The organism is Lederbergia galactosidilytica, from assembly GCF_017873565.1.
Taxonomy (GTDB): Bacteria; Bacillota; Bacilli; order Bacillales; family Bacillaceae_C; genus Lederbergia; species Lederbergia galactosidilytica.
In genome coordinates this window covers 16115-37172 of record NZ_JAGGKH010000013.1, presented here as the reverse complement: position 1 = coordinate 37172, position 21058 = coordinate 16115, and the positions used below count along the sequence as shown (strand labels likewise).

Genomic DNA, 21058 nt, shown 5'->3' with positions numbered 1-21058 from the left:
AATTTATACTGGGTTAGGAACGAAGTCTCCTCCACGACATTGTTTTAAATAGTTCAGTCCATGAACCTGTCCTGTCATTTCCAAATCACCAGAGTAAACAGGATCATGAAACCCCTCAATATCAATACTTCCTTTGTAACCATGCTGTCGTAAAATTGAGATAATATCTGTCCAATTTGTATCACCAAAACCAGGAGTGCGGTGCCAGACAAATTGTTTTGGCCCATGGATTCCATATTCTTTTACAATATCCCATGCAATCGTTGCATCTTTTCCATGAACATTAAAAATCTTCCCTATCCATTTACGTAGCTGGGGAATGGGATCAATAAGACTGACCATTTGATGACAAGGCTCCCATTGTAAGCCGATATTTTCTTTTGGAACAGCATTAAACATCATTTCCCAAGCTTGTGGATTGTGGGCAATATTCCAATCACCCGTTTCCCAGGAACCACCCATATCACAATTTTCAAAGGCGATTTTTACACCCTTATCCTTCGCTCGATCGGTCAGTTCTCCAAAAACTTCAGCAAAGCGAGGTATCGATTGATCGATAGAACCAGGCATTCTCCCTGTAAATCCAGTAACTAAATCAGTTCCAAACTCTGGTGCTATATCAATGAGTCGCTCCCAACTCTTTAATGTATCTGCATTATTTCCTTCTCCTGTTAACGGGTTACCGAAAACACTTAGGCTGGATATTATGATATCTTTTTCAGCAATAATCTCTTTTACTTGTTTTGCCAATTCCGATAAGTCTACACTCCCCGTTGTTTGCCAAAAAGTTAAGCTAAATGACTCAAATCCATGGGGGATAATTTGTGGAAGAATTCGGACAGCATCTCCGCCATTTACAAGTGTACCAATTCTAATCTGTGACATGATTATTTACCTCACTTTTTTTCGATGTCTTGTTTTTATCGTATAGGAAAGGAATTTTACTTTCTACAGCGAATCTTACTAGATAATCGAACAATTTTATGATTTACCAATGCAAACTAATTAACAATAAGCAAGGCACTGACTTACCTTTGAAATACAGGAGGTTTATAAATGATCCGAAAACAATTGAAAGAATCCACTGTTATACCAGATAAGACTTTTCCCATCAATGTGTTTTATATTAATGGAATCCACTTGCACTGGCATGATCATATGGAGTGGGTGATGATTAAAGAAGGAGAAGCGGTCGTACAAATTGATGATGTTTATGTACATTTAAAAAAAGGGGAAATAGCTCTATTCCATCCTAAACAACTTCATGCAGCCCGCGTGATAGGAAAAAACACAAAATTGATTGCTATCGTGTTTAATGAAGCGATTATCCGAAATAGCGGTTTGGATAATACGGAAAATCTTTATTTTTCTCCTTATTTTAATGAGCAGATAAAGCTACCAAACTTTTTAAGGAAAGAAGATCCGCATACGGAGCAAATTAGACATTCTATTTCAAAATTAATTGATGAATTTGAACGAAAAGAAAAAGGTTATGAATTAATGATAAAGGCAGAGCTTTATCAAACTTTTGGCCTGATATTTAGAGAGTATAGCTACTTAAAGGAATTACCAGCTTCGCGAATTGAAGAGAGATATAATTTAACGGTTCTATTGAATGATTTGCGAGAAAATTATCATGAAAGTATAAGTATAGAAAATGCCGCAAAAATGGTTAATTTGAGTCCAAATCATTTTTGTAAAGTGTTTAAGAAAGTAACTGGCAAGACTTTGATAGAATATCTAAATATGCTTAGAATAAATGAGGCTGAAAGAATGCTTGTGGAAACCGATTGGCCGATAATGGAAATTGCAGAAAAAGTAGGTTATGAGAGTGTTACTTATTTCGGAAGGGTTTTTAAACAGATAAAGAGTATGCCTCCTTCAGCTAAAAGAAAAATCTTACGTGAACAAGAGAAAAGTCTCATATAATGAGGAGATGGATAATAGGATTGTGCGAAAAATAAATAATTTCATGTGTGTGTTATTTGCTAATTTTAAAGTATATTTTGAATGAACCCGTAGTTATCTCTCACTGAGATAAGACCTTCACCTCATGCGATAAAGTTTGCATGATTTTACTCTATGGATCTAATCTAATTAAAGGAGCGATTTATATGAAACTAGGTGTTTTTGCTGTTTTATTTTCCAGTAAACCATTAGAGGAGGCATTGGATTATATTCAGGAACAAGGATTGGAAACAGTTGAGATTGGGACAGGCGGATATGTCGGTAATGCTCACTGCCAACCAGCGGAGCTTTTATCAGATAAAAATAAATTAAAAGAGTTTAAGGAAGTCTTCCAAACAAGAAATCTTGAAATTAGTGCGTTAAGCTGCCATGGCAATCCTCTGCATCCAAACCAAAATATTGCCATTGAACACCATCAAGTTTTCCAAGATACGGTACGTCTTGCTGCAAAACTTGGAGTCGATACAGTCGTCACCTTTTCGGGATGTCCAGGAGAGTCCAATTTTTCACTAAATCCAGTGTGGATCACATGTCCTTGGCCAAGTGATTTTTCTGAAGTAGTTAATTGGCAATGGGAGGAGAAAGTGATTCCATATTGGCAAGAACAAAATGAATTCTTAAAGGAACATGGAGTAAGAGTTGCGATTGAACCGCATCCAGGTTTTGTCGTATATAATACAGAAACGGCCTTGCGTTTACGGAAAGAATGTGGAGATCAGATTGGTACTAATTTTGACCCAAGTCATTATTTTTGGCAAGGAATGGACCCAGTTGCATCCATTAAGGCACTTGGAAATGAAAGCGCATTATTTCACTTCCATGCAAAAGATACTCGTATTGATCAACAAAATAATGCCTTAAATGGTGTATTGGATACGAAATCTTATAGTGATATAGCGAACCGTTCCTGGATTTTTAGAACAGTAGGCTATGGTCATAGTGAAGAGACATGGAGAGATATCATTAGTACACTACAAACGATTGGATATGAAGGGGCTATTAGTATTGAGCATGAAGATGGTTTAATGGGAATAGAAGAAGGGTTTACTAAGGCTGTATCATTCCTACAAGACAAAATCATTAAGGACAAAATTGCCGATATGTGGTGGGCTTAAGTGATAAGTAGGAAAGAATGATAGACTGTCTTCCTAGAGGAAAGACATATACCTGTATTGTCATGAATCTTTTTTACAATGTAATATCTGAAAGTGAGTATGCAAATGAGCCAAAGTTTTCAACCATTTAGCTGTTAATTTTGGGAGACGAAAACATAATGGGACGCTTTCTGGTCATAAAATAATTGAATTATGCATGTTAAAAAAACAGAATGTAAATGGAAGGAGGGAGAAGTCAAAACACTTCTCCCTCTGCTTCTCAGCTGTTTTTTTGTTGAAACTCTCTCATAAATTCGCTTAATGCTTTGCATGCTTCAAATGGTACAGCATTATAGGTAGATGCACGACAACCGCCAACAGAACGATGTCCATTTAAACCAACAAACCCAGCTTCTTTGGCTTCTGTTAAAAATTTCTTTTCTAAATCTTCGTCATTCAGGCGGAATGTTATATTCATTAGCGAACGACTACCCTTTTCGGCATGACCATAATAGAAACCATGGCTTTGATCAATCGTATCATAAATAATTTTGGCTTTTTCTTCATTTTTTTGCGTAATGACATCAATTCCGCCTTGTTCTTCAACCCATCTCAATACTTCACCCAACATATAAATGCCGAAAGTAGGAGGGGTATGGAAAAGAGAATTAGTTTTTGCATGGGTGCTATATTTCAACATCGTTGGGGCATCAGAATTTTCTTTTTCTAAGAGATCCTTACGAATAATCACGACTGTTACTCCTGATGGACCGAGATTTTTTTGGGCACCTGCATAAATAAGAGCAAATCGACTAACATCAATCGGTCTAGAAAGAATATCACTAGACATATCCGCGATTAAAGGAATATTCCCTGTTTCAGGAAACTCCTTCCATTGTGTCCCATAAATCGTATTATTAGATGTTAAATGGACATAGGCATCCTGTTCATTAAAAGTTAATTCACTTAGAGCAGGAATTGTCCGATATTGATTCTTTTTTGAACTTGCAATATGATATGGTTTCCCAAATAACTCTGCCTCTTTAATTGCCTTCTCAGACCATGATCCTGTCATGATATATCCTGCTTGCTGTCCGGCACTTAGGAAGTTCATTGGAATCATTGAAAATTGTAAACTAGCACCACCTTGTAGAAAAAGCACCTCATATTGATCAGGAATCGAGAGTAATGATTTTAAGCGCGAAATCGCTTGGTTATGTACCTCTTCATATGCGGCACTACGATGACTTAGTTCCATCACAGACATGCCAGTTCCTTGGAAATCAACAAATTCCTTTTGAGCTTTTTCCAATACTGCGAGAGGAAGAGCTGATGGTCCCGCATTAAAATTATAAGCACGTTGTTTCAATATGTATCACTCCTGATATTTTTATCTTGATTGCATTATACACCTTTCAGACGAAAGAGCGGACAAAAATTGACAAAAAATATAGATTTCATTATTTAGCCAAATCCTTAAGATGTAGAAATATAGAAAACCCCAGTCACAGTTGGATTAAGAGATGGGGTAATTTTATTCTAATTTATTTTCATTTAATTATATCGGCTAAGAGATTGATCATCTTATACACTCTAATGCATTGTAGATAAAGAAAGTTTTTTAAGTTTGTTATGTTGGTAAGTAATCAATATAGAATTTTCTTGATCTTGTTATTGTTTAACCGTGATATAATTAAAAAGCATAGAAAAAGAGAATGCAATAATGGGAAGATTCTTATTTTATTTTTGGGAATGAAGGATAAAGGGCTAGACTAGGGGGTAGGAATTTGAAAAGAAAAATATGGATTACACTAGGAAGTGTCGTTGGGATCTTTCTCATAGGGCTCATTGTGGCAGGTCATTATTTTTACAGCCAGGGTGTAAAGAGAGGGACTGAGATTGAAATCCATAAGGAAGCAACGACAGTCAATGCTGTAGCCAGTGAAGGAGACCAAGTTCTCTTAGCGGAGGCAAAAGCATGGTATGATGAACAGAATCCTGAATTACTGGAAACGATCTCATTTGATAGCCTCAGACTAAAAGCGAAATATATTCGGAATGAACAAAGTACAGGAAAAGCTGTAATCTTAGCCCATGGATTTCGTAATACTGGGGATGATATGGGTAAATTAGCGAATTTTTATTATCAGGAAGGCTTCGACATTCTGTTGCCAGATGCTCGTGGCCATGGAGAAAGTGAAGGAAATTATATTGGTTATGGTTGGCATGAGAGACTTGACTATCTTGATTGGATTCAACTTTTAATTAAGGAACATGGGGCGACAGATATTATTCTACATGGAAATTCTATGGGGGCTGCAACTGTTCTTATGACAAGCGGTGAAAATTTACCTGACGCAGTTAAAGGGATTATTGCTGATAGTGGTTATAGTTCAGTCAAGGCTGAGCTTCAACATCAATTGAAAAATATTTATCATCTTCCGTCTTTTCCATTGCTAAATGTGACGAGTGTCATTACAAACATAAAGGCAGGGTATACCTTTGAAGAGGCTTCAACTGTGAAACAAGTGAAAAAGAATACTCGGCCATTACTCATTATTCATGGAGATGCCGATGACCTTGTTCCAACCTCAATGGGACACGAACTATATGATGCAGCAGGTGGAGAAAAAGAATTGTGGATTGTGCCAGACGCTGGTCATACGAAAGCATTTGACAATGTGACCGAAGAGTATGAAAAACGCTTAAAAGATTTTCTGGATGGGATCTTTTAATGAATGATTAAATACCGATAAAAAATATTGGTCTGATGAATTAAGTGCATTTTTAATATTGAATTATTAAAGGGGAAGTCTTTTCACTAAAGAAATTTAGGTGCATATAACCTGCTCCAGAAATATACTTTGTTTTTGCAGGCGGCTGGTGAGATGCAGGCCAACAAGAAGTTGATCATGAAGGCGTTGCGACGTAGAAGGATGTACTAGTGCAGGTGAAGCAGCAGGAAGTTGCGCTTTGAGTCTGCCGATAAGGATGCCACGGTTTTAGCCTTCCATCCTTAAGTCGCACCCTGGAATCTCACCAATGCCTTTTAACGAACATGATGTTCCAATGTCGGAGTTGGTCACAGGACGTGATCGTCACTAGCCCTTCCACAGAAGTCTACGTATATTTCCTATGCTATGGTAAGTGCCGTTCGCCTTTGAGCCTGAACATTTTAATTATGTCCAGACTCTTATTTATTTTCCGTGAGAGGAAATTCAATAATGAATTGATGATAACTTCCATCCGATTCAAGCCAAATACTACCGCCTTGACGTTCAACTAGTTCTTTGGCAATGGCAAGTCCAAGACCATTGCCACCAGTGTTTCTATTTCTTGATTGGTCCACACGATATAAGCGTTCAAATAATTGTTTCTGTGCTTTTTTAGGAATGGATTGCCCCTTAGCTGCTAAGGTTACACGATAATGCTGATTATATGTTTCCCCACTTATAAATAGTCTCGTATCCTTTACAGCATAATGGATCGTATTATCTAGCAGATTCCCCAATATTTGATTGATTGAACCTACTTCAAGATTTAATTCCGCTGCTTCCATAGAAATATTATAGGGAATAGAGTGTTTTTCGAATTCCATTTTATATAAGGGAATAATGCCTTCAACGATATTCTTAATGTCAATAGACTGCTTATTTTGTGGGGTAAAGGATTCCATTGTCCATTTTTGTTCAGCGAGATTGTATAGTTGATCAATCAGTTTGTTTAATCTTTTAGACTCCTTATGTAAAGAAGCTAATAGCTGTTGTTCAGGTTCGATAACCCCGTTTTTCATGGCTTCCAAATAACCAGTAATATTAGAGAGTGGAGTTCGTACTTCATGAGCTAAATCGGCAGTCATTTGATTTCGTAACTCTTCACTGCGTTTCAATTTTCGAATTAACTTATTAAAGTTTTCTGTTAGTTGACCAATTTCATTGTTTGCCCCTACTGAAACGAATTGCATAGCTTCCCCTTCACTAATTCGATTTGTCACATCTGAAAGGGTTTGGACAGGAAGGATAATCCGTCTAATCCAGAAATAATGAATAGTGACTGCTAGAATAAAAGCAATTAAACTAGCACGAATTAAATAATAGTCCATCGTTTGATCAAATGATTTCTGTTTAAATTGGCCTGTAATATTCATTTCATCAGCTAAAAAGCAAGCAAACTCTTTTACGGAAAATCCGGCAATGACAATGACGGTTATGATGACAACTAAATTAATGGTCGTTAATTCCCAAAATAATTTAGTTTGCCACACTTTTTTAGAAGGGCTTTTCCTTGTGGACAAACTTATATCCCACCCCTCTGACCGTTTGGAGCCCAAACAAAGAATCGTCTCCAAGGCTTATTTTTTCACGAATATTTTTCACATGGACATCAATTGTTCTTTCGAAGACTTCTTTTTCATGAAGAGGATAAAGCGTTTGAACAAGTTGTTCTCTAGATAATACTTGATTGGGATGCAACATCAGTTCTTTTAAAATAGCAAATTCTGAAGAAGTTAGCTGAAGTTTTCGCGTCCCTTTCCAAATTTCATGCTTTCTTGGTTTTAAGACAAGGTCACCAAATTGGACTTTTTGACAAAAATGTCCTGCTCGTCTTAAAACAGTCTCAACTCTTGCAACTAATTCATCGGGACTAAATGGCTTTGTTACGTAATCATCAGCTCCCATGTTTAGCCCCTTGATTCTTTCTTGCTCATGGATTTTTGCTGTCACGATAATAATAGGTACTTCGCTTTGATGAGTTTCACGTATATATTGACAGACTTCTTCACCAGATCGATCTGGAATCATTAAGTCTAAAATAATAAAACAAGGGGCAGCTTGGTGAAACATATCAATCGCCTCTGTTCCTGAGACAGCTGTGACTACTTGAAAACCAGCTTTTTTAAAATAAATGGTCATCAAGTTTAAGAGCATTAGATCATCTTCTACTATTAAGATTGTTTTTGACATCTGACCACCTATTAGTGCATTTTTTCTATTTCTTGTTCTAGCCATTGATAGGTCATTGGACCAATAATCTTTTGGTGAATGGTCCCATCACGATTCAATAAATAGCTTGTTGGAATGGAGAAGGCTCCATACGTTCCACCTACTTCTCCAGATATATCAAGCGGGATTGTAAAATCAATATTAAATTCGTCAATGAATTTTTGAATGTTTTCTTCATTTCTTTCTGCGGACGTGAGATTCACGGCAATGATTTCTACACCATCTTTTTGATAATCTTCATGGAATTTTTGCATATCTGGCATTTCCGCACGACATGGGGGACACCAACTGGCCCAAAAATTTAACACCACTTTTTTTCCTTTATAATCTCTTAGTTGAAAATTACCTTCGGTTAGCGTGTTTAATTCAAAGTCAGGTGGCGTTTGGCCTGCTGAAAGGCCGATTTGATCACCCAATACACTTTTGTCGGCGTTTACTTCGTTGTTTAACAGTGTCTGCATTTGGTCCTCATCAGGTAAAGGATATGCCTCTTCTTTGTTATATTCTTTATACAGGAAAATACCAATAAAAGCTACAATCCCGATTAGTAAGATGATTTTCCATTTCATTTATAGCATCCTCCTATAAGTCAAACAATGTGAATTGAGAAAAAAAGGCTGTAATTTTTGTCATTTGTCCTGTGAAAATCATTAGTCCAAGTAAGATCATAACTGAACCATTTATGGTATTAAATTTCCCCAAATATCGATTAATCGTACGAATAATTTTTAGTGATTTTGTCATTAGAAACGATATTAGCAAAAATGGAATAGCCATTCCTAAGGAATAAAAGCCCAATAGGACAATACCTTGGTTAAAAGTCGTAGTGGCACTGGCTAATAATAATATTGAAGACAAGGTTAATCCCACACAAGGTGTCCAACCACTACCAAAGGCAATTCCAATAAAAATAGAGGAGAACCAACTTTTTGGTTTTTGTAGCTTGTAATCCCATTTTTTATCCTTCATTAAAAAGGAGAAATTAAATACACCAAGCATTTGCAAGCCAAAAACGACAATAAAAATCCCACTCACATGTTCAATGATCTTTTTATTTGCCTGAAATAGTTGACCAAGAAAGGTAGCTGAAGCTCCCATCATCATAAACACCAAACTAAAGCCGATAACAAAAGCGATGGAACGCTGGATCAATAAACTGGATTTGACTTGAAACTTTTGGTCTTGTACATTTCCCCCGGTTAAATGCGATAAATAAGCAGGTAAGACTGGGAAAATACAGGGAGAGAAAAAAGATAGTAAGCCTGCTCCTAAAGCAATCCATAATGAAATTTCCATAAATATCACTCCTAGCTGTAAACTCTCATTCTATTGTGGGCTTGGTTTGTTAAGGATATATGAAGAAAAAATCAAAACCTGTAAATGGCACAGCTTTGTCAAAAATAGTTAATCTCAAAAAGCATAATCGTCACATCTTTGAACCACGCAAATGAAATACCACCCTTTTCCCTTCACGACTAATAGGCTACAAAGTAACGGAATATATTGGTGTAAAGTGTTGCAATACAGGATGTAATCGTACGGGGGAAGCGACAAAGCATCGCCGAATAAGCCTAGCGTTAAAAAACGGAGGATTGCTTTTTGGGCCTCAATCCTCCTACGAGATCTTCTGCTTCAATCAGCAAAAACTGTAAGAAATTAAGAATGTAGTTGCCATTTCTTTTGCTAGAAACATCTATTGTTTAAATAGATGAGTTTGTTAATGGAGTCCAAATCAGCGAGATTATTATAAATCAGGATAAAGCTGTTGAAGTCTCTCCTTACTAACCGGTCCAACAATTCTATGGCGAATTTGACCTTTCTTATTAATTACTAAACTTGTAGGTACAGTTTGTGCCTTATAGATGGCATCGACTGTACCTTCTAAGTCATAAATAACCGGAAAGGTGAGCTGATTATCTTCAACAAATTTAGCAGCATGCTCCATATTCTTCTCGAGATGAGTCAAATTCACTGATAAGACAACAAAGTCATTTTCCTTATTTTTTTCATAAAAAGCTTGTATATGAGGCATTTCCGCCCGACATGGTGGGCACCAACTGGCCCAAAAATTAATAAATACGTTTTTGCCTTTTAAATCAGATAGAGCGATCGTTTTCCCTTCTTTAGTTTGTAACTGAAAGTCGATAGCTTGATCCCCAGCCTGAATTCCAAAATCTGTCTTCGCGTTAAATTCTTCTGTTTTCTGATCACTATCATGAGTTAATTGATCATACAAAAAAATTCCAATAGACAATGTTAGTAAAATGAACAGCGTTTTTTCTTTCATAGTTTCTCCTTCTTTATCGCAATAGCTTGTAAAGATATAGTTAGAAATGGGAATAGGAGAGGAATAGATAAATCCATCCATGAAGTCTCTCTAGAAAATGGCCAGATAAAGACATAGATTAAGAATACAATTCCTGCTTTACTTTGGCGTTTTTGTATTTGATCTTTATCTTGTAACCAAAGCCAAATAGTTAAAAGAATGATAATGAATAGAGTGGAGGCAAGGGATAGGAAGCTTTCTTCTTGTAGGTAGCTAGTAAGTAAAAAGTAGAATCCGTAGCCCACCGTACCAAAATGTAAAATAATCATACTTAATGGCGCCCATAGCTCTTCTTTTTTAACTTTCCAAAACAAATAAAGTATGCTTACAATCATGCCTAGATAAAAACCTTTTGAGCCTCCAGAAAAATATAGAATCGCGAAGAGATGCCCTTTTACGGTTGGGAAGTCAAAGAGGATCATGCTTAATTTCCAAACTACTCCCCATAAAAATAATGTGTTCATAAGTATTTCGATTGCTGTAGTAGAAAGTGAATTTCTTTTCGAGAAAATTTTTATTTCGATCCAACCAATCAAAAGTGACAATAACGCTATAAGCCAATGATAAGGAATAGTAAGAGAACCAAATTGCAAAAAATGCAAAAGAACACCTTCTTTCTATCGATCATTTAAACTATGCACTGTGATTGTTAAGAATATATGAAGAAAAATACCTCTAAAATAAAAATGCGGGAATGTGCGGAAAGTTGAAATTTTATATAGAATATACAACTAATAAACACCATTAATCAGACTGTAGACAAACACCATGAATTTTGGTGTTTGCCTACAGTTTTTTTCTTTTAAAATAGAGATAAAGCTAGAAAGGTTGATTTCCGCTGCGAGCGGACGCTTTCCGCAGGCACGGCTTCAGCCGCTTTCCTCGCTGCGCTCAGTCCAGGGGCTTCAGCTCGCGCTGTTCCCGCTGGAGTAGCCGCTCTCCGCTCCAATCAACGGTGTTTCCTATTAACTGAATGAGGTGATGGATATGATGACGAAGAATCAAAATAATGGACGCGAACAGCTAGAAATGCTGACAATAGAGCAGTTGGTTCCTCTAGACCATCTGGTGCGCAAACTGGATGCGACTATTGATTTCTCCTTTATCTATCCATTAGTCGAAGATCTTTACTCAACCATTGGGAGACCCAGCATAGATCCTGTCGTACTGATCAAGATGACATTCATTCAGTATACCTTAGGCATCCGTTCCATGGACCAGACAATCAAGGATATTGGAACGAATGTGGCATATCGCTGGTTCCTTGGCTTGGGCTTTCATACAAAGGTTCTTCGCTTTTCCACGTTCGGAAAAAACTATGTGCGTCGATTTGCAGATACAGACCTATTCGAGCAGATCTTCAATAAAGTTCTAAACGAGGTGACAAACCGCGGGCTTCTCAGCCCTGACCATGTCTTTATTGATTCGACCCATGTGAAAGCCAGCGCGAATAAAAGAAAGTTTGAGAAGAGGGTTGTTCGTAAAGAGACGAATGGGCGTGTCTTTACCGATGCAAAAGAAAAGCATGGCCTGCGATGGACAACCCATTAGGGGACTTAAAAAAATGTCCATGCAGGCGATGCTGACTTTTGCTGCCTTACATCTTAAGAAGCTGGCCAGCTGGACATGGAAAACGCCAATTATGGCGTAATAGAAACGATAAGGAGAGCATTTATGGCTCTTTTTCATAGAATGATCCTGTATGAATAGCAAAAGGGTTGGAAATCATTTTGATTTCCAACCCTTTTGTCTACACTCTGAATTTCTATTACAATACAAATATAAGGAAATTTGTAAAAATTTTTAGGTAGTCGACGATTTTCGACGGCCTTTTTAAAAAATGTGTTATAGAATTGTTTTAGAGGCATAAATACTACAAAAAAAGAAATTGAAGATCGAATGAACATTCGCTACATGTTGTATTCTACCTTCATCGATTAGTCCATATTGGTATCTAAGATATTGAAGCCTTAACCGAGCATAAGAGGTAGTTTCACTCATTATAGAAGTTTAAGGGCATAAACGAAGCACAGAAGAAAATTTTTAGTGGAACAGGAGTATCGACTTTGATTTTTGAGTTACTAAACAATCCCTTAGGAGAGTATAAACCTCGATGAACACTTGGCCATTTTTTAATCAAATAATTTGGAAAAAGATGAGACCGTTTAAGAAACAGAAGAGTGAATCGGAGATACTGGCAAAAGAAGAAAAGAATGAAAATCAAAATCATGACGAAATTATTGGACGTTTAGCTGCATTTTTTGCCCATGAAATTCGCAATCCTTTAACTTCTATCATCGGGTTTACTCAATTCCTTGAGCAAGATCAAGCGGTAAAGTCGAATCAGAAGATAAGTCAATACCTTTCCATTATTAAGGACGAAGCTTTGCGAATGGAGTCTTTAATTCAAGAGCTTCTTATTTTAGCAACAACAGATTTTCATAAGGATCATTTATCGATTATTAACGTGAAATGTATGGTGGAGAAAACAATCGCCATCTTTAAAATGCAGCCTGAATATGAGAATGTCCAATTCTCTACAGACTTGCCCGATGAAATTTATATTACTGGTAATGAATCACGGCTTAAGCAATTACTCGTCAACTTGATGAATAATGCGATTGAAGCATCGGAAGGGGAATGTCTGATCCATACTCGCTTAAAAAAAGAAGACACAGATGTATGGATTTTCATAACAGATAATGGCAAAGGGATTCCCGAAGATTTAATTGAACACTTATTTTCGCCATTTTTCACAACCAAAGAGGAGGGAACCGGTGTGGGTTTACCGATCTGTAAAGCGATTGTTGAAACTCTAAATGGAGAAATGTCTATTCAAAATCAACAACCTCAAGGTACTCAGGTTCGTATCCGACTTCCATTAATAAAGAATACACCTTGAAAAACATAAATCATTAATATGTAAAAGGAGTTCAGTATGGATATAATCATTACGCTCGTCCTCTCCTTTTTTGAATGGCTATGTTTATTTCTATTTCCCATTATGATATTGGGATATTCCTTTAAAGGAAGTTATAAAGCGATGGCTTTAATTGCTGGAATGATGAGTATTTTTTCATTACTTCTACATCATAGTCCACTTCTTATTCCCTATATCATCATTCTACAAATTCTCTCAGCCCTTCTTTTAGTTAGATGGTTTTTTGCTAATAAAATGTTAGAAGCTTTTGTCATTACAAGTATTGGCTACGGTTTTTACATTTTCATTCAAATGATTTTTATGGAAGTTCTTGTAAGGGCATTTACATGGGACCATTTTCATTTCTTTTTTGATTTTTTAAATAAGACGACAATTCAAGTGTTAACCATTATAAGCCTATTTGTAATCAGCATGATAGTAAGATTTTCTACCTATCAATTGAATGAGGTTCGTTTCATTATTAGAGGCCCTAGAATGAATAAGAAATATAGAACACTCATTACGTTGATCTCCATTTCTACGATTGCTTTTATCTGTTTAACGGTTTACTCTCTATTAGGCGAAGAAGCTCCACATAAACAATTGTTAATTTTGTTAGTCATGATTCTAGGTTTTATCATTTTATCTTTCTACTTGTTTCTTCATATTCAGTTTCAAAAACAGCAGTTTTTGGAGGCGAAACAACTTTTCCTTGACCAAGAGCAACGGATAATCGATCGAGTTGAAAATTTAAAAGAAGAAAGCACCCAGCATTTTCAGGCAATACTAAAACTTACTGAAAGACAAGCCTACAATCTGATTACTGATTATATTGAATCTAATCAATTAGATAAAGCACCATTAAAACTTTCTTCTGTTTCCCAAAATGTGACTCCGCAACTTGATGAATTGTTATATAGTTTCTTAATTAACAAAAGAAAGTTAGGTCAACTATTTGGAGTATCTATTAAGGTTTCCGGAGAGGTACATGGAGGAGTGTCTATTTCACTACAACAAATTGTTTGTATTAGTAGAGTATTGGATGATCTTATTTACATACTTTTCCGAGCATCAGAAGAACAAGAAAAAACAATCAATTTTCATATGGATAGCGGGGGAGAAGAAGCCATTTCTTTTACTATCACAAGCCCTTTCCATATTGAAGAAAAAGTTGATGAAAACTTAACTTATTATGATGCTATACTACATTTAAAGCATCTTGGAGCTATCATTCAATCGGATTTTCAACCTATTAAGTTATCGATTCGCTCTCCGATTTTATAAAGGATGTGGTCAGATGTTTGAGAAATGGGCTGTGGTCTTTGCGGATCGTTTAAAAAGAGTTAATCCTCAGGAAACAGCTCCACATGATGTGCTTGTTTTTGGCTTTACAATTATTTTTAACTTGCTCTTTACAATCCTATTAATTATGGTTGTGGGTTGGATATTAAATGCTTATATCTTAATTTTACAAGTAGGTCTATCTTTTATGATTCTTCGTATCCTAACTGGAGGCGCTCATCTACAACAATCTCTTGCTTGTTCTATTACAAGCCTGCTGTTATTGACCACGATCATATGGATACCAGGAAAAGAAATATATATCTTTTTTTATTGGGTGCTAAGCCTATTTTTAATTTTAAAATTTGCGCCATATTATGAGGAACATCAGCTGAAACATTCAGCACAGTGGGAGAGAAAAAAGAAGATCTTTGCTTTTGTCTGGTTACTTATTGCTCTTTGCTTTTATCTCTATTTGGAACAAGAAGGTTTTATAATTGGTGCTTTTCTCCAAGCACTGTTATTAACCCCAATTGGAATAAAGTCCATTCGTGGATTGGATCATATATTGATTCAACTCTTTAAAGGAGGTGATAAAAGTGAGAAAACTGGCTAAACATGTTTCTAAAGCTACTCATGCTGTTGCTTCAACATTTGTCTCCGCATCTAGTCCCTTGGTACACGCACCTAAGATTCCAGAAAGCTTAAAGAAAACTAAATAATTGGTAGAAGAAAAGCTCGTTCCAGAGTTTAATAGCTTATGGACGAGCTTTTTGTTATTAATATTCTTTGGGATTCACGTTGTAGCAGAGTTTTGTTTGGGGAATACTAAAAAAAGAGGATAAGAGCAGCAGCAAGTGGAGTAGCAATAATCCCAATTTTGAGAAGTTTTTGTGGGGCACGTTTTGTGAGTTTAGCCCCGAGATAAGATCCAGTCATAGTTCCTACAAGAACGGTAAGTAAGAGTGGGACATCTAGACTATCTGCCCAATAATACCCAGCTCCTCCTGCCGCAGCGATTGGTAAAATAATCAGCATGGAAGTACCAGCAGCTAAACGCATTGGTAATCCAAGTAACAACATTAGCCCTAATTGAATAAATGGAGTCGCACCAATACCAAATGTCCCTGATAAAAAGCCGGTTATTAATCCGAGACTAACGACTGCTAAGGGATAACGAATGGTCTTTTTCTTCAATGGAACAGAATCACCTGTTGCTAAAACTAAACGCAAAAACAGAGCAATACTAGATAGAGCTAACATGCTAGCTGTTAACCAAGTGATTACAGACTCTGGAATGCTAAGTGCAATACCCGCTCCGAACCATGCTGCCACAGCCCCGACTATACCAATTAACAGGCCACTAATAATATCAGTATTTCTTTCCCGAATATGGCTGATTGTGCCAGACAATGAAGTAAACATCATAGCTGCGAGCGCTGTTCCCATAGCTAGATGAATAGGGTATCCAAATCCCACTGTTAAGATGGCTATCATAAATCCAGAGCCACCTGCCCCAATAAAACCGAGTAATAAACCAATGAAAAGCATTACGAATATCAATTCAACCATTTGCAAAAAGTCCAACCCCTATAAAAACGATCTATATTTATAATAGTTTTTCTTCCCATGGAGAGCAATGGTAGTTTAATAAGATTAGTAAGCTCAGACACTATGAACTGTTAGCAAGGGGAGGCTTTACTACTCTTCACCATTTCAATATAAAAAATTTGTAGCACACACCATCATGGGTGGCGCTACAATTACCGCCATAGTTATGAAATTTGACAATTAGGTAGTATCTCCTCTAATAAGCTCAACATCAATCACAATGTTATTCTTATCATCTATTTTTTCATTTTCAATTTGATCGATTAAAGAAGAACAGAGGGCTTTACCGATCCGATCTAAAGGCTGTTTGACGGTGGTAAGTCGTGGTTGTTGAAGCATTCTTGTAAAATTATGATAATCATAGCCAATTATCTTTAATTGCTCAGGGATTTGAATCCCATGTTGTATGGCATAAACATAAAGAGTGTAGGCCATAATATCATTGCTACAAAAAACACCATCGAACTTAGTAAGTTGATTCGCTAATTCTCTTTCAATAAATTCCCAGTTGCTTTGAAAATCGGCTTTTACATGTGCTCCCTCAAGGATCGTAAATTGGACGTCCTTTTTCATACAGGTCAATTGAAATGCGTCTGTACGGCGATTAGCTAATAAATCATACTGTAAGGGACCTGAAATATGAAGGATTTTATTGCAGTTTTTTTCTAGTAAATGTGTTGTAGCTAACTCTCCACCCTTATAATTATCGCTGGCAACATAGGGAATAGAAGGAGAAATAATCCGATCGAAAGAAACTATAGGTAAAGATAGTTTTAAATATTCCTCCACTTCTAAGGAATGGCTACACATAATAATTCCATCTACTCGATTTTGCCGTAACATGCTGATATAATTGCTTTCTTTTTCAGATTCTTGTAAGGAATTACAAACTAGAAGCTTATAATTCTTTTCATTAGCAAATGCTTCTACCCAATGAATCAATTCAGAGAAAAGTGGGTGGCTTAGATCAGGGACAATCATTCCAATAAGGTTAGATTGGTTTTTCAGGAGTGCGCGAGCAATTTGATTTGGTTGGTAGTCTAATTCCTTTATCGCCATTTCTACCTTTTGGCGTGTTTCATTCCCAATATATCCGCGATTATTTAATACTCTTGAAACGGTCGTAACAGAAACCCCTGCCAATTTTGCTACATCTTTTATACTGGCCAATTCATATCACCCCCATAACAAATTTATCTTTCTAAAGTAATTTAACTACTTATCAAAGCCCACAATGGCGACGAAATAGGAGGATCTTTTATCTTTAGCCGCTTATCCATCAAAACAAGGCGTTTCCGTCTATTAGTAAAACGTTTTAATTTATGTAAATAAGGTATAGAACAAGTAAGCTTTACTTCTTTTTAATTTTATCTTACACTCATTATATAATATGTCAAACGTTTCCATAAAATATAATATTTCAAACACTAACAATACAGTTTATTTCATGATATTTAAGAAATATGCTGTGAAAAAGTCTGTTTTTTCATAAAAAAAAGATGTGAAAACGTTTGACACATAAAATGGGTGATAGTATAATCACTGGCAGAAAGGTAATAGTGAGAAAGGACTTTTTTTCTTTCTTGCATATTTAAAGAATTTGCAATGAATGCTGTCTAGAATGAATGGACATAATTCATGCGTTACATACTATCAAAAGAGGAGTGAGCAGAATGAAAGGAAAAAAAGTTTTATCAAAAGTTGTCGCAACATTGGCTGTTTCCGGACTATTATTGGCTGGATGTTCATCAGGTGATGAAGGAGGAGCGAAAAAAGAATCTTCCAAAGATAAAGTGACGATTGATATTTTTCAAGGAAAAGTAGAGTTTAATAAACAATTTAAAGATTTAGCAAAAAAGTATGAAGAAGAAAATCCAGATGTGAAAATTAATATTACGAGTGTTGGTGGTGGAACAGACTACATTAGCTCATTAAAATCTCAATTTTCATCTGGTGATGAACCAGACATTTTCAGTATTGCTGGTCCATCTGAAGCGGCACAATTTGAAGGAAATTTAAGCGATTTATCTGATACAAAAGCAGCAAAGGCAGCCCTAGAAGGTACATTGGATGCTGTGACAAAAGATGGGAAAGTACAAGGGTTACCATTTAACCAAGAAGGTTATGGTTTTATCTATAATAAAACCGTTTTTGAAAAGGCGGGCGTAAATGCCGATGAGATTTTGACATATGACGATTTAGAGAAAGCGGTAAAAACGATCGACAGTAAGAAGGACGAGCTTGAAATTGAAGCAGTCTTTGCTTTACCAGCAAAAGAAAAATGGGTGCTCGGCAACCATCTTGCGAACGTTTATTTTGCCCCAGAATTTGATCATCAAGTTCTAAATGCTTATGAGTCAGACACTGTGAAGTTTGACCGTGGCTCTGAAATGCAAAGAATGTTGGACTTGGAAAATAAATACTCTGTTCAACCATCTCTAAGCCTTGATTATTCTCAACAGGTAGAAGAGTATTTCTCACTAGAACAAGTAGCGATGATTCAACAAGGGAACTGGATTTATCCATCTGTATCCGAAATGGATTCAGATTTTGCTGAAAATAATATCGGAATTCTACCAATTCCTGTAGAAGGATATGAAGGTAGTCTTCCAGTAGGAATTCCAAATTATTGGGCTGTTAATAGCAATAGTGATGATGAGACTGTAGAAGCTTCTAAAGATTTTCTAGATTGGCTGTATACTTCTGACGAAGGGAAAGAGTCTGTACTTAATGACTTTAAATTCATCCCTGCTTATGAAGGTTTTGACACAGACAAAATTTCTGATCCACTATCTAAAGAAATCTACCAATATGCTTCTGATGGCAAAACAATCGGTTGGGTATTCCTAGGTTATCCTGATGGCTGGGGAGATGAACTTGGCGCTGACATGCAAAAATATCTAGACGGAAAACTGTCTTGGGAAGACGTAGAAGCTGATTCCACGAAAAAATGGGAATCAAAGCGTAAATAATTCGTAACCAAGGAATAACAGCTGACAAACGAAAAAAATATGTCAGCTGTTCTTCCGGTTTTGATTCGGAGGGGTGAGCATGCGAAATAAAGATGTATCATTTTGGCTTTTTTTAGGACCAGCTTTACTGGCATTAGGTCTTGTGGTTTTTGTCCCTCTCATTATGGGAGTGTTTTACTCCTTTACGGATTGGGATGGATTATCTTTTAGTCAATTTATTGGTCTTGAGAATTATGTTACTGCATTTAAAGATAACAGTTTTTTACCGGCTCTTTGGTTTACGATCAAATTCGCGGTTGTGACAGTGATATTACTGAATGTACTTGGCCTTGGGTTAGCTCTTTTAGTAACAAGGCAGTTGAAATCTAGTAATTTCTTAAGAACAGTCTTTTTCATGCCTAACTTAATTGGAGGGCTTATTCTCGGATTTATTTGGCAGTTTATTTTCATAAGTGTGTTTAGTAATATTGGGAAATCATTAGGGATTGAAGGACTTACTGGTTGGTTGTCTACGACAAACACTGGTTTTTGGGGCCTTGTCATCTTAACTTGCTGGCAAATGGCAGGTTACATTATGATTATTTATATCGCCTATTTAGAAAGTATTCCGCAAGATCTAATTGAAGCAGCACAAATTGATGGCGCTAATAGCTTTCAGCGGTTTAAGAATATTACATTTCCACTTGTTGCCCCTGCCTTTACAGTGAGTTTGTTTTTAACTTTATCGAACTCTTTTAAAATTTATGACCAAAACTTGTCTCTAACGAATGGGGGACCATATGATTCGACCCAAATGGTCGCGATGGATATTGTAAAAACTGCCTTTTCACAAAATGAGATGGCACTTGGACAAGCAAAAGCTGTTATTTTCTTTATTATCGTTGCAATCATCGCCCTTACTCAGGTTTATTACAATAAGAAACGGGAGGTAGACCTATAGTGAAGAGCAAGAAGCGAAATTTATATTTAATAGAAGCTTTTGGAATTTTGCTTGGATTAATCTGGCTCTCCCCGTTTTATTTGATTCTTGTGAATGCCTTTAAAACAAAAAAGGAAATTTTTACGAATGTTTTAGGATTGCCTACTGAAATGGCAACTGAAAACTTTTCCAGGGCTTTTGAAGACTTGGATTTTATTAAATCATTGGGGAATTCCTTATTAATTACGGTTTGTAGTATTATCATTATTGTTGTTTTCTCATCGATGGCTGGATATGCATTAGCACGAAACAAAAGTAAATTAAGTGGACTGCTCTTACTGATTTTTGTTGCAGCTATGCTTATTCCTTTCCAATCGGTAATGATTCCACTCGTTTCCTTATTTGGAAGTGTGAACATGTTAAATAAAGCTGGGCTAATCTTTATGTATTTAGGATTCGGTTGTAGTCTATCGATTTTCTTATATCATGGTGCCATGACCGGAGTTTCTAAATCGCTTGATGAAGCAGCTGTTATTGATGGGGCTAATCGTTTCCAAATTTTCTGGCATATTATCTTCCCTTTGTTAAAACCAATTTCTGTGACAGTAGGGATTCTCAATGTCATTTGGATATGGAATGACTATTTACTTCCATCCTTGATTTTGGGAGAATCAAGAGCAACGATTCCAATTAAAATGTTCTTCTTCTTTGGACAATATACGAAGCAATGGCATTTAGCACTAGCCGGATTAACCCTTGCAATCATTCCTGTTATTATTGGTTATTTCTTTGCCCAAAAGCAAATCATTAAAGGTGTGGCAGAGGGAGCTGTTAAGTAAGCAGAATGCCTGATTTTTAAAGGGAAATTCGGAACTGGAATTTAAGTACAAGCTGAATAAGTATTTAAATTTATGTGCTTCATTATTAAATTGAGTCGATGTAGACGTGAATTTTCTACAAAGGC

20 protein-coding genes and 1 pseudogene are annotated in these 21058 nt (G+C 36.3%); 11 read left to right on the top strand and 10 right to left on the bottom strand.

What is annotated here, in order from left to right:
- Positions 1–3: 3 nt before the first annotated feature.
- On the bottom strand, positions 4–885 hold the full coding sequence (locus J2Z23_RS14140) for a sugar phosphate isomerase/epimerase family protein (protein ID WP_057987317.1): 882 nt from the start codon (positions 883–885) through the stop codon (positions 4–6).
- Between the two features lie 171 nt (positions 886–1056).
- On the opposite strand from J2Z23_RS14140, the gene J2Z23_RS14135 reads away from it, so the two are divergent.
- The gene (locus J2Z23_RS14135) at positions 1057–1929 is read left to right on the top strand and encodes an AraC family transcriptional regulator (RefSeq protein ID WP_057987325.1); all 873 of its coding nucleotides are present in this window, start codon (positions 1057–1059) and stop codon (positions 1927–1929) included.
- 185 nt (positions 1930–2114) lie between these two features.
- Positions 2115–3083: a sugar phosphate isomerase/epimerase family protein gene (locus tag J2Z23_RS14130; RefSeq protein ID WP_209974302.1), complete on the top strand. Its 969-nt coding sequence runs from the start codon at positions 2115–2117 to the stop codon at positions 3081–3083.
- Between the two features lie 259 nt (positions 3084–3342).
- Here the strand turns inward: J2Z23_RS14130 and serC are convergent, their stop codons facing one another.
- The gene (gene serC / locus J2Z23_RS14125) at positions 3343–4434 is read right to left on the bottom strand and encodes a 3-phosphoserine/phosphohydroxythreonine transaminase (protein ID WP_209974360.1); all 1092 of its coding nucleotides are present in this window, start codon (positions 4432–4434) and stop codon (positions 3343–3345) included.
- 415 nt (positions 4435–4849) lie between these two features.
- Here serC and J2Z23_RS14120 point away from each other — a divergent pair, with 415 nt between their 5' ends.
- On the top strand, positions 4850–5797 hold the full coding sequence (locus J2Z23_RS14120) for an alpha/beta hydrolase (protein WP_057987331.1): 948 nt from the start codon (positions 4850–4852) through the stop codon (positions 5795–5797).
- Positions 5798–6255: 458 nt separating this feature from the next.
- Here J2Z23_RS14120 and J2Z23_RS14115 read toward each other — a convergent pair whose 3' ends face one another.
- The 6 genes from J2Z23_RS14115 to J2Z23_RS14090 all read right to left on the bottom strand — a co-directional run bounded on the left by J2Z23_RS14115 (position 6256) and on the right by J2Z23_RS14090 (position 10993).
- Positions 6256–7356, bottom strand: coding sequence for a sensor histidine kinase (locus tag J2Z23_RS14115; RefSeq protein ID WP_057987333.1), 1101 nt, complete (start codon positions 7354–7356; stop codon positions 6256–6258).
- Positions 7331–8026 (bottom strand): response regulator transcription factor, encoded by a 696-nt coding sequence (locus J2Z23_RS14110; RefSeq protein WP_057987335.1) that lies wholly within the window; start codon positions 8024–8026, stop codon positions 7331–7333. The genes J2Z23_RS14115 and J2Z23_RS14110 overlap by 26 nt, the downstream gene beginning before the upstream one ends.
- Before the next feature lie 11 nt (positions 8027–8037).
- A complete protein-coding gene (locus tag J2Z23_RS14105; protein ID WP_057987336.1) occupies positions 8038–8634 on the bottom strand; it encodes a TlpA family protein disulfide reductase in 597 nt (198 codons plus the stop codon).
- Positions 8635–8647: 13 nt separating this feature from the next.
- On the bottom strand, positions 8648–9361 hold the full coding sequence (locus J2Z23_RS14100) for a cytochrome c biogenesis CcdA family protein (protein WP_174517090.1): 714 nt from the start codon (positions 9359–9361) through the stop codon (positions 8648–8650).
- Between the two features lie 448 nt (positions 9362–9809).
- Positions 9810–10352 (bottom strand): TlpA family protein disulfide reductase, encoded by a 543-nt coding sequence (locus J2Z23_RS14095; RefSeq protein ID WP_057987338.1) that lies wholly within the window; start codon positions 10350–10352, stop codon positions 9810–9812.
- Positions 10349–10993, bottom strand: coding sequence for a hypothetical protein (locus tag J2Z23_RS14090; RefSeq protein WP_209974301.1), 645 nt, complete (start codon positions 10991–10993; stop codon positions 10349–10351). Before J2Z23_RS14090 ends, J2Z23_RS14095 begins: the two co-directional genes overlap by 4 nt.
- A 385-nt stretch (positions 10994–11378) precedes the next feature.
- On the opposite strand from J2Z23_RS14090, the pseudogene J2Z23_RS14085 reads away from it, so the two are divergent.
- The 5 genes and pseudogenes from J2Z23_RS14085 to J2Z23_RS14065 all read left to right on the top strand — a co-directional run.
- Positions 11379–11882: pseudogene (locus tag J2Z23_RS14085) on the top strand (transposase); the annotation flags it as partial.
- 622 nt (positions 11883–12504) lie between these two features.
- On the top strand, positions 12505–13293 hold the full coding sequence (locus J2Z23_RS14080; protein ID WP_057988733.1) for a sensor histidine kinase: 789 nt from the start codon (positions 12505–12507) through the stop codon (positions 13291–13293).
- Between the two features lie 36 nt (positions 13294–13329).
- Positions 13330–14595: a hypothetical protein gene (locus J2Z23_RS14075; protein ID WP_209974299.1), complete on the top strand. Its 1266-nt coding sequence runs from the start codon at positions 13330–13332 to the stop codon at positions 14593–14595.
- A gap of 13 nt (positions 14596–14608) precedes the next feature.
- Positions 14609–15208 (top strand): accessory gene regulator ArgB-like protein, encoded by a 600-nt coding sequence (locus J2Z23_RS14070; protein WP_209974297.1) that lies wholly within the window; start codon positions 14609–14611, stop codon positions 15206–15208.
- Positions 15192–15314, top strand: coding sequence for an AgrD family cyclic lactone autoinducer peptide (locus tag J2Z23_RS14065; RefSeq protein ID WP_209974295.1), 123 nt, complete (start codon positions 15192–15194; stop codon positions 15312–15314). The genes J2Z23_RS14070 and J2Z23_RS14065 overlap by 17 nt, the downstream gene beginning before the upstream one ends.
- Positions 15315–15420: 106 nt before the next feature.
- Here J2Z23_RS14065 and J2Z23_RS14060 read toward each other — a convergent pair whose 3' ends face one another.
- Positions 15421–16164 (bottom strand): sulfite exporter TauE/SafE family protein, encoded by a 744-nt coding sequence (locus J2Z23_RS14060; protein ID WP_238482779.1) that lies wholly within the window; start codon positions 16162–16164, stop codon positions 15421–15423.
- 219 nt (positions 16165–16383) lie between these two features.
- On the bottom strand, positions 16384–17373 hold the full coding sequence (locus J2Z23_RS14055) for a LacI family DNA-binding transcriptional regulator (protein WP_064468051.1): 990 nt from the start codon (positions 17371–17373) through the stop codon (positions 16384–16386).
- 503 nt (positions 17374–17876) lie between these two features.
- Here J2Z23_RS14055 and J2Z23_RS14050 point away from each other — a divergent pair.
- The 3 genes from J2Z23_RS14050 (at position 17877) to J2Z23_RS14040 (ending at position 20933) form a co-directional block, all read left to right on the top strand.
- On the top strand, positions 17877–19175 hold the full coding sequence (locus J2Z23_RS14050; RefSeq protein WP_064468052.1) for an ABC transporter substrate-binding protein: 1299 nt from the start codon (positions 17877–17879) through the stop codon (positions 19173–19175).
- 79 nt (positions 19176–19254) lie between these two features.
- Complete coding sequence (locus J2Z23_RS14045) at positions 19255–20115, top strand: carbohydrate ABC transporter permease (RefSeq protein ID WP_209974293.1); 861 nt, start codon at positions 19255–19257, stop codon at positions 20113–20115.
- The gene (locus tag J2Z23_RS14040; protein ID WP_064468053.1) at positions 20115–20933 is read left to right on the top strand and encodes a carbohydrate ABC transporter permease; all 819 of its coding nucleotides are present in this window, start codon (positions 20115–20117) and stop codon (positions 20931–20933) included. The genes J2Z23_RS14045 and J2Z23_RS14040 overlap by 1 nt, the downstream gene beginning before the upstream one ends.
- Positions 20934–21058 lie beyond the last annotated feature (125 nt).

Bases quoted from the DNA above. Each gene is read 5' to 3' on its own strand.
- J2Z23_RS14095 (WP_057987338.1), bottom strand. From the start codon at position 10,352: ATGAAAGAAAAAACGCTGTTCATTTTACTAACATTGTCTATTGGAATT.
- J2Z23_RS14100 (WP_174517090.1), bottom strand. From the start codon at position 9,361: ATGGAAATTTCATTATGGATTGCTTTAGGAGCAGGCTTACTATCTTTT.
- J2Z23_RS14070 (WP_209974297.1), top strand. From the start codon at position 14,609: ATGTTTGAGAAATGGGCTGTGGTCTTTGCGGATCGTTTAAAAAGAGTT.
- J2Z23_RS14110 (WP_057987335.1), bottom strand. From the start codon at position 8,026: ATGTCAAAAACAATCTTAATAGTAGAAGATGATCTAATGCTCTTAAAC.
- J2Z23_RS14075 (WP_209974299.1), top strand. From the start codon at position 13,330: ATGGATATAATCATTACGCTCGTCCTCTCCTTTTTTGAATGGCTATGT.
- J2Z23_RS14080 (WP_057988733.1), top strand. From the start codon at position 12,505: ATGAACACTTGGCCATTTTTTAATCAAATAATTTGGAAAAAGATGAGA.
- J2Z23_RS14140 (WP_057987317.1), bottom strand. From the start codon at position 885: ATGTCACAGATTAGAATTGGTACACTTGTAAATGGCGGAGATGCTGTC.
- J2Z23_RS14130 (WP_209974302.1), top strand. From the start codon at position 2,115: ATGAAACTAGGTGTTTTTGCTGTTTTATTTTCCAGTAAACCATTAGAG.
- J2Z23_RS14105 (WP_057987336.1), bottom strand. From the start codon at position 8,634: ATGAAATGGAAAATCATCTTACTAATCGGGATTGTAGCTTTTATTGGT.
- J2Z23_RS14050 (WP_064468052.1), top strand. From the start codon at position 17,877: ATGAAAGGAAAAAAAGTTTTATCAAAAGTTGTCGCAACATTGGCTGTT.
- J2Z23_RS14045 (WP_209974293.1), top strand. From the start codon at position 19,255: ATGCGAAATAAAGATGTATCATTTTGGCTTTTTTTAGGACCAGCTTTA.
- J2Z23_RS14060 (WP_238482779.1), bottom strand. From the start codon at position 16,164: ATGGTTGAATTGATATTCGTAATGCTTTTCATTGGTTTATTACTCGGT.
- J2Z23_RS14135 (WP_057987325.1), top strand. From the start codon at position 1,057: ATGATCCGAAAACAATTGAAAGAATCCACTGTTATACCAGATAAGACT.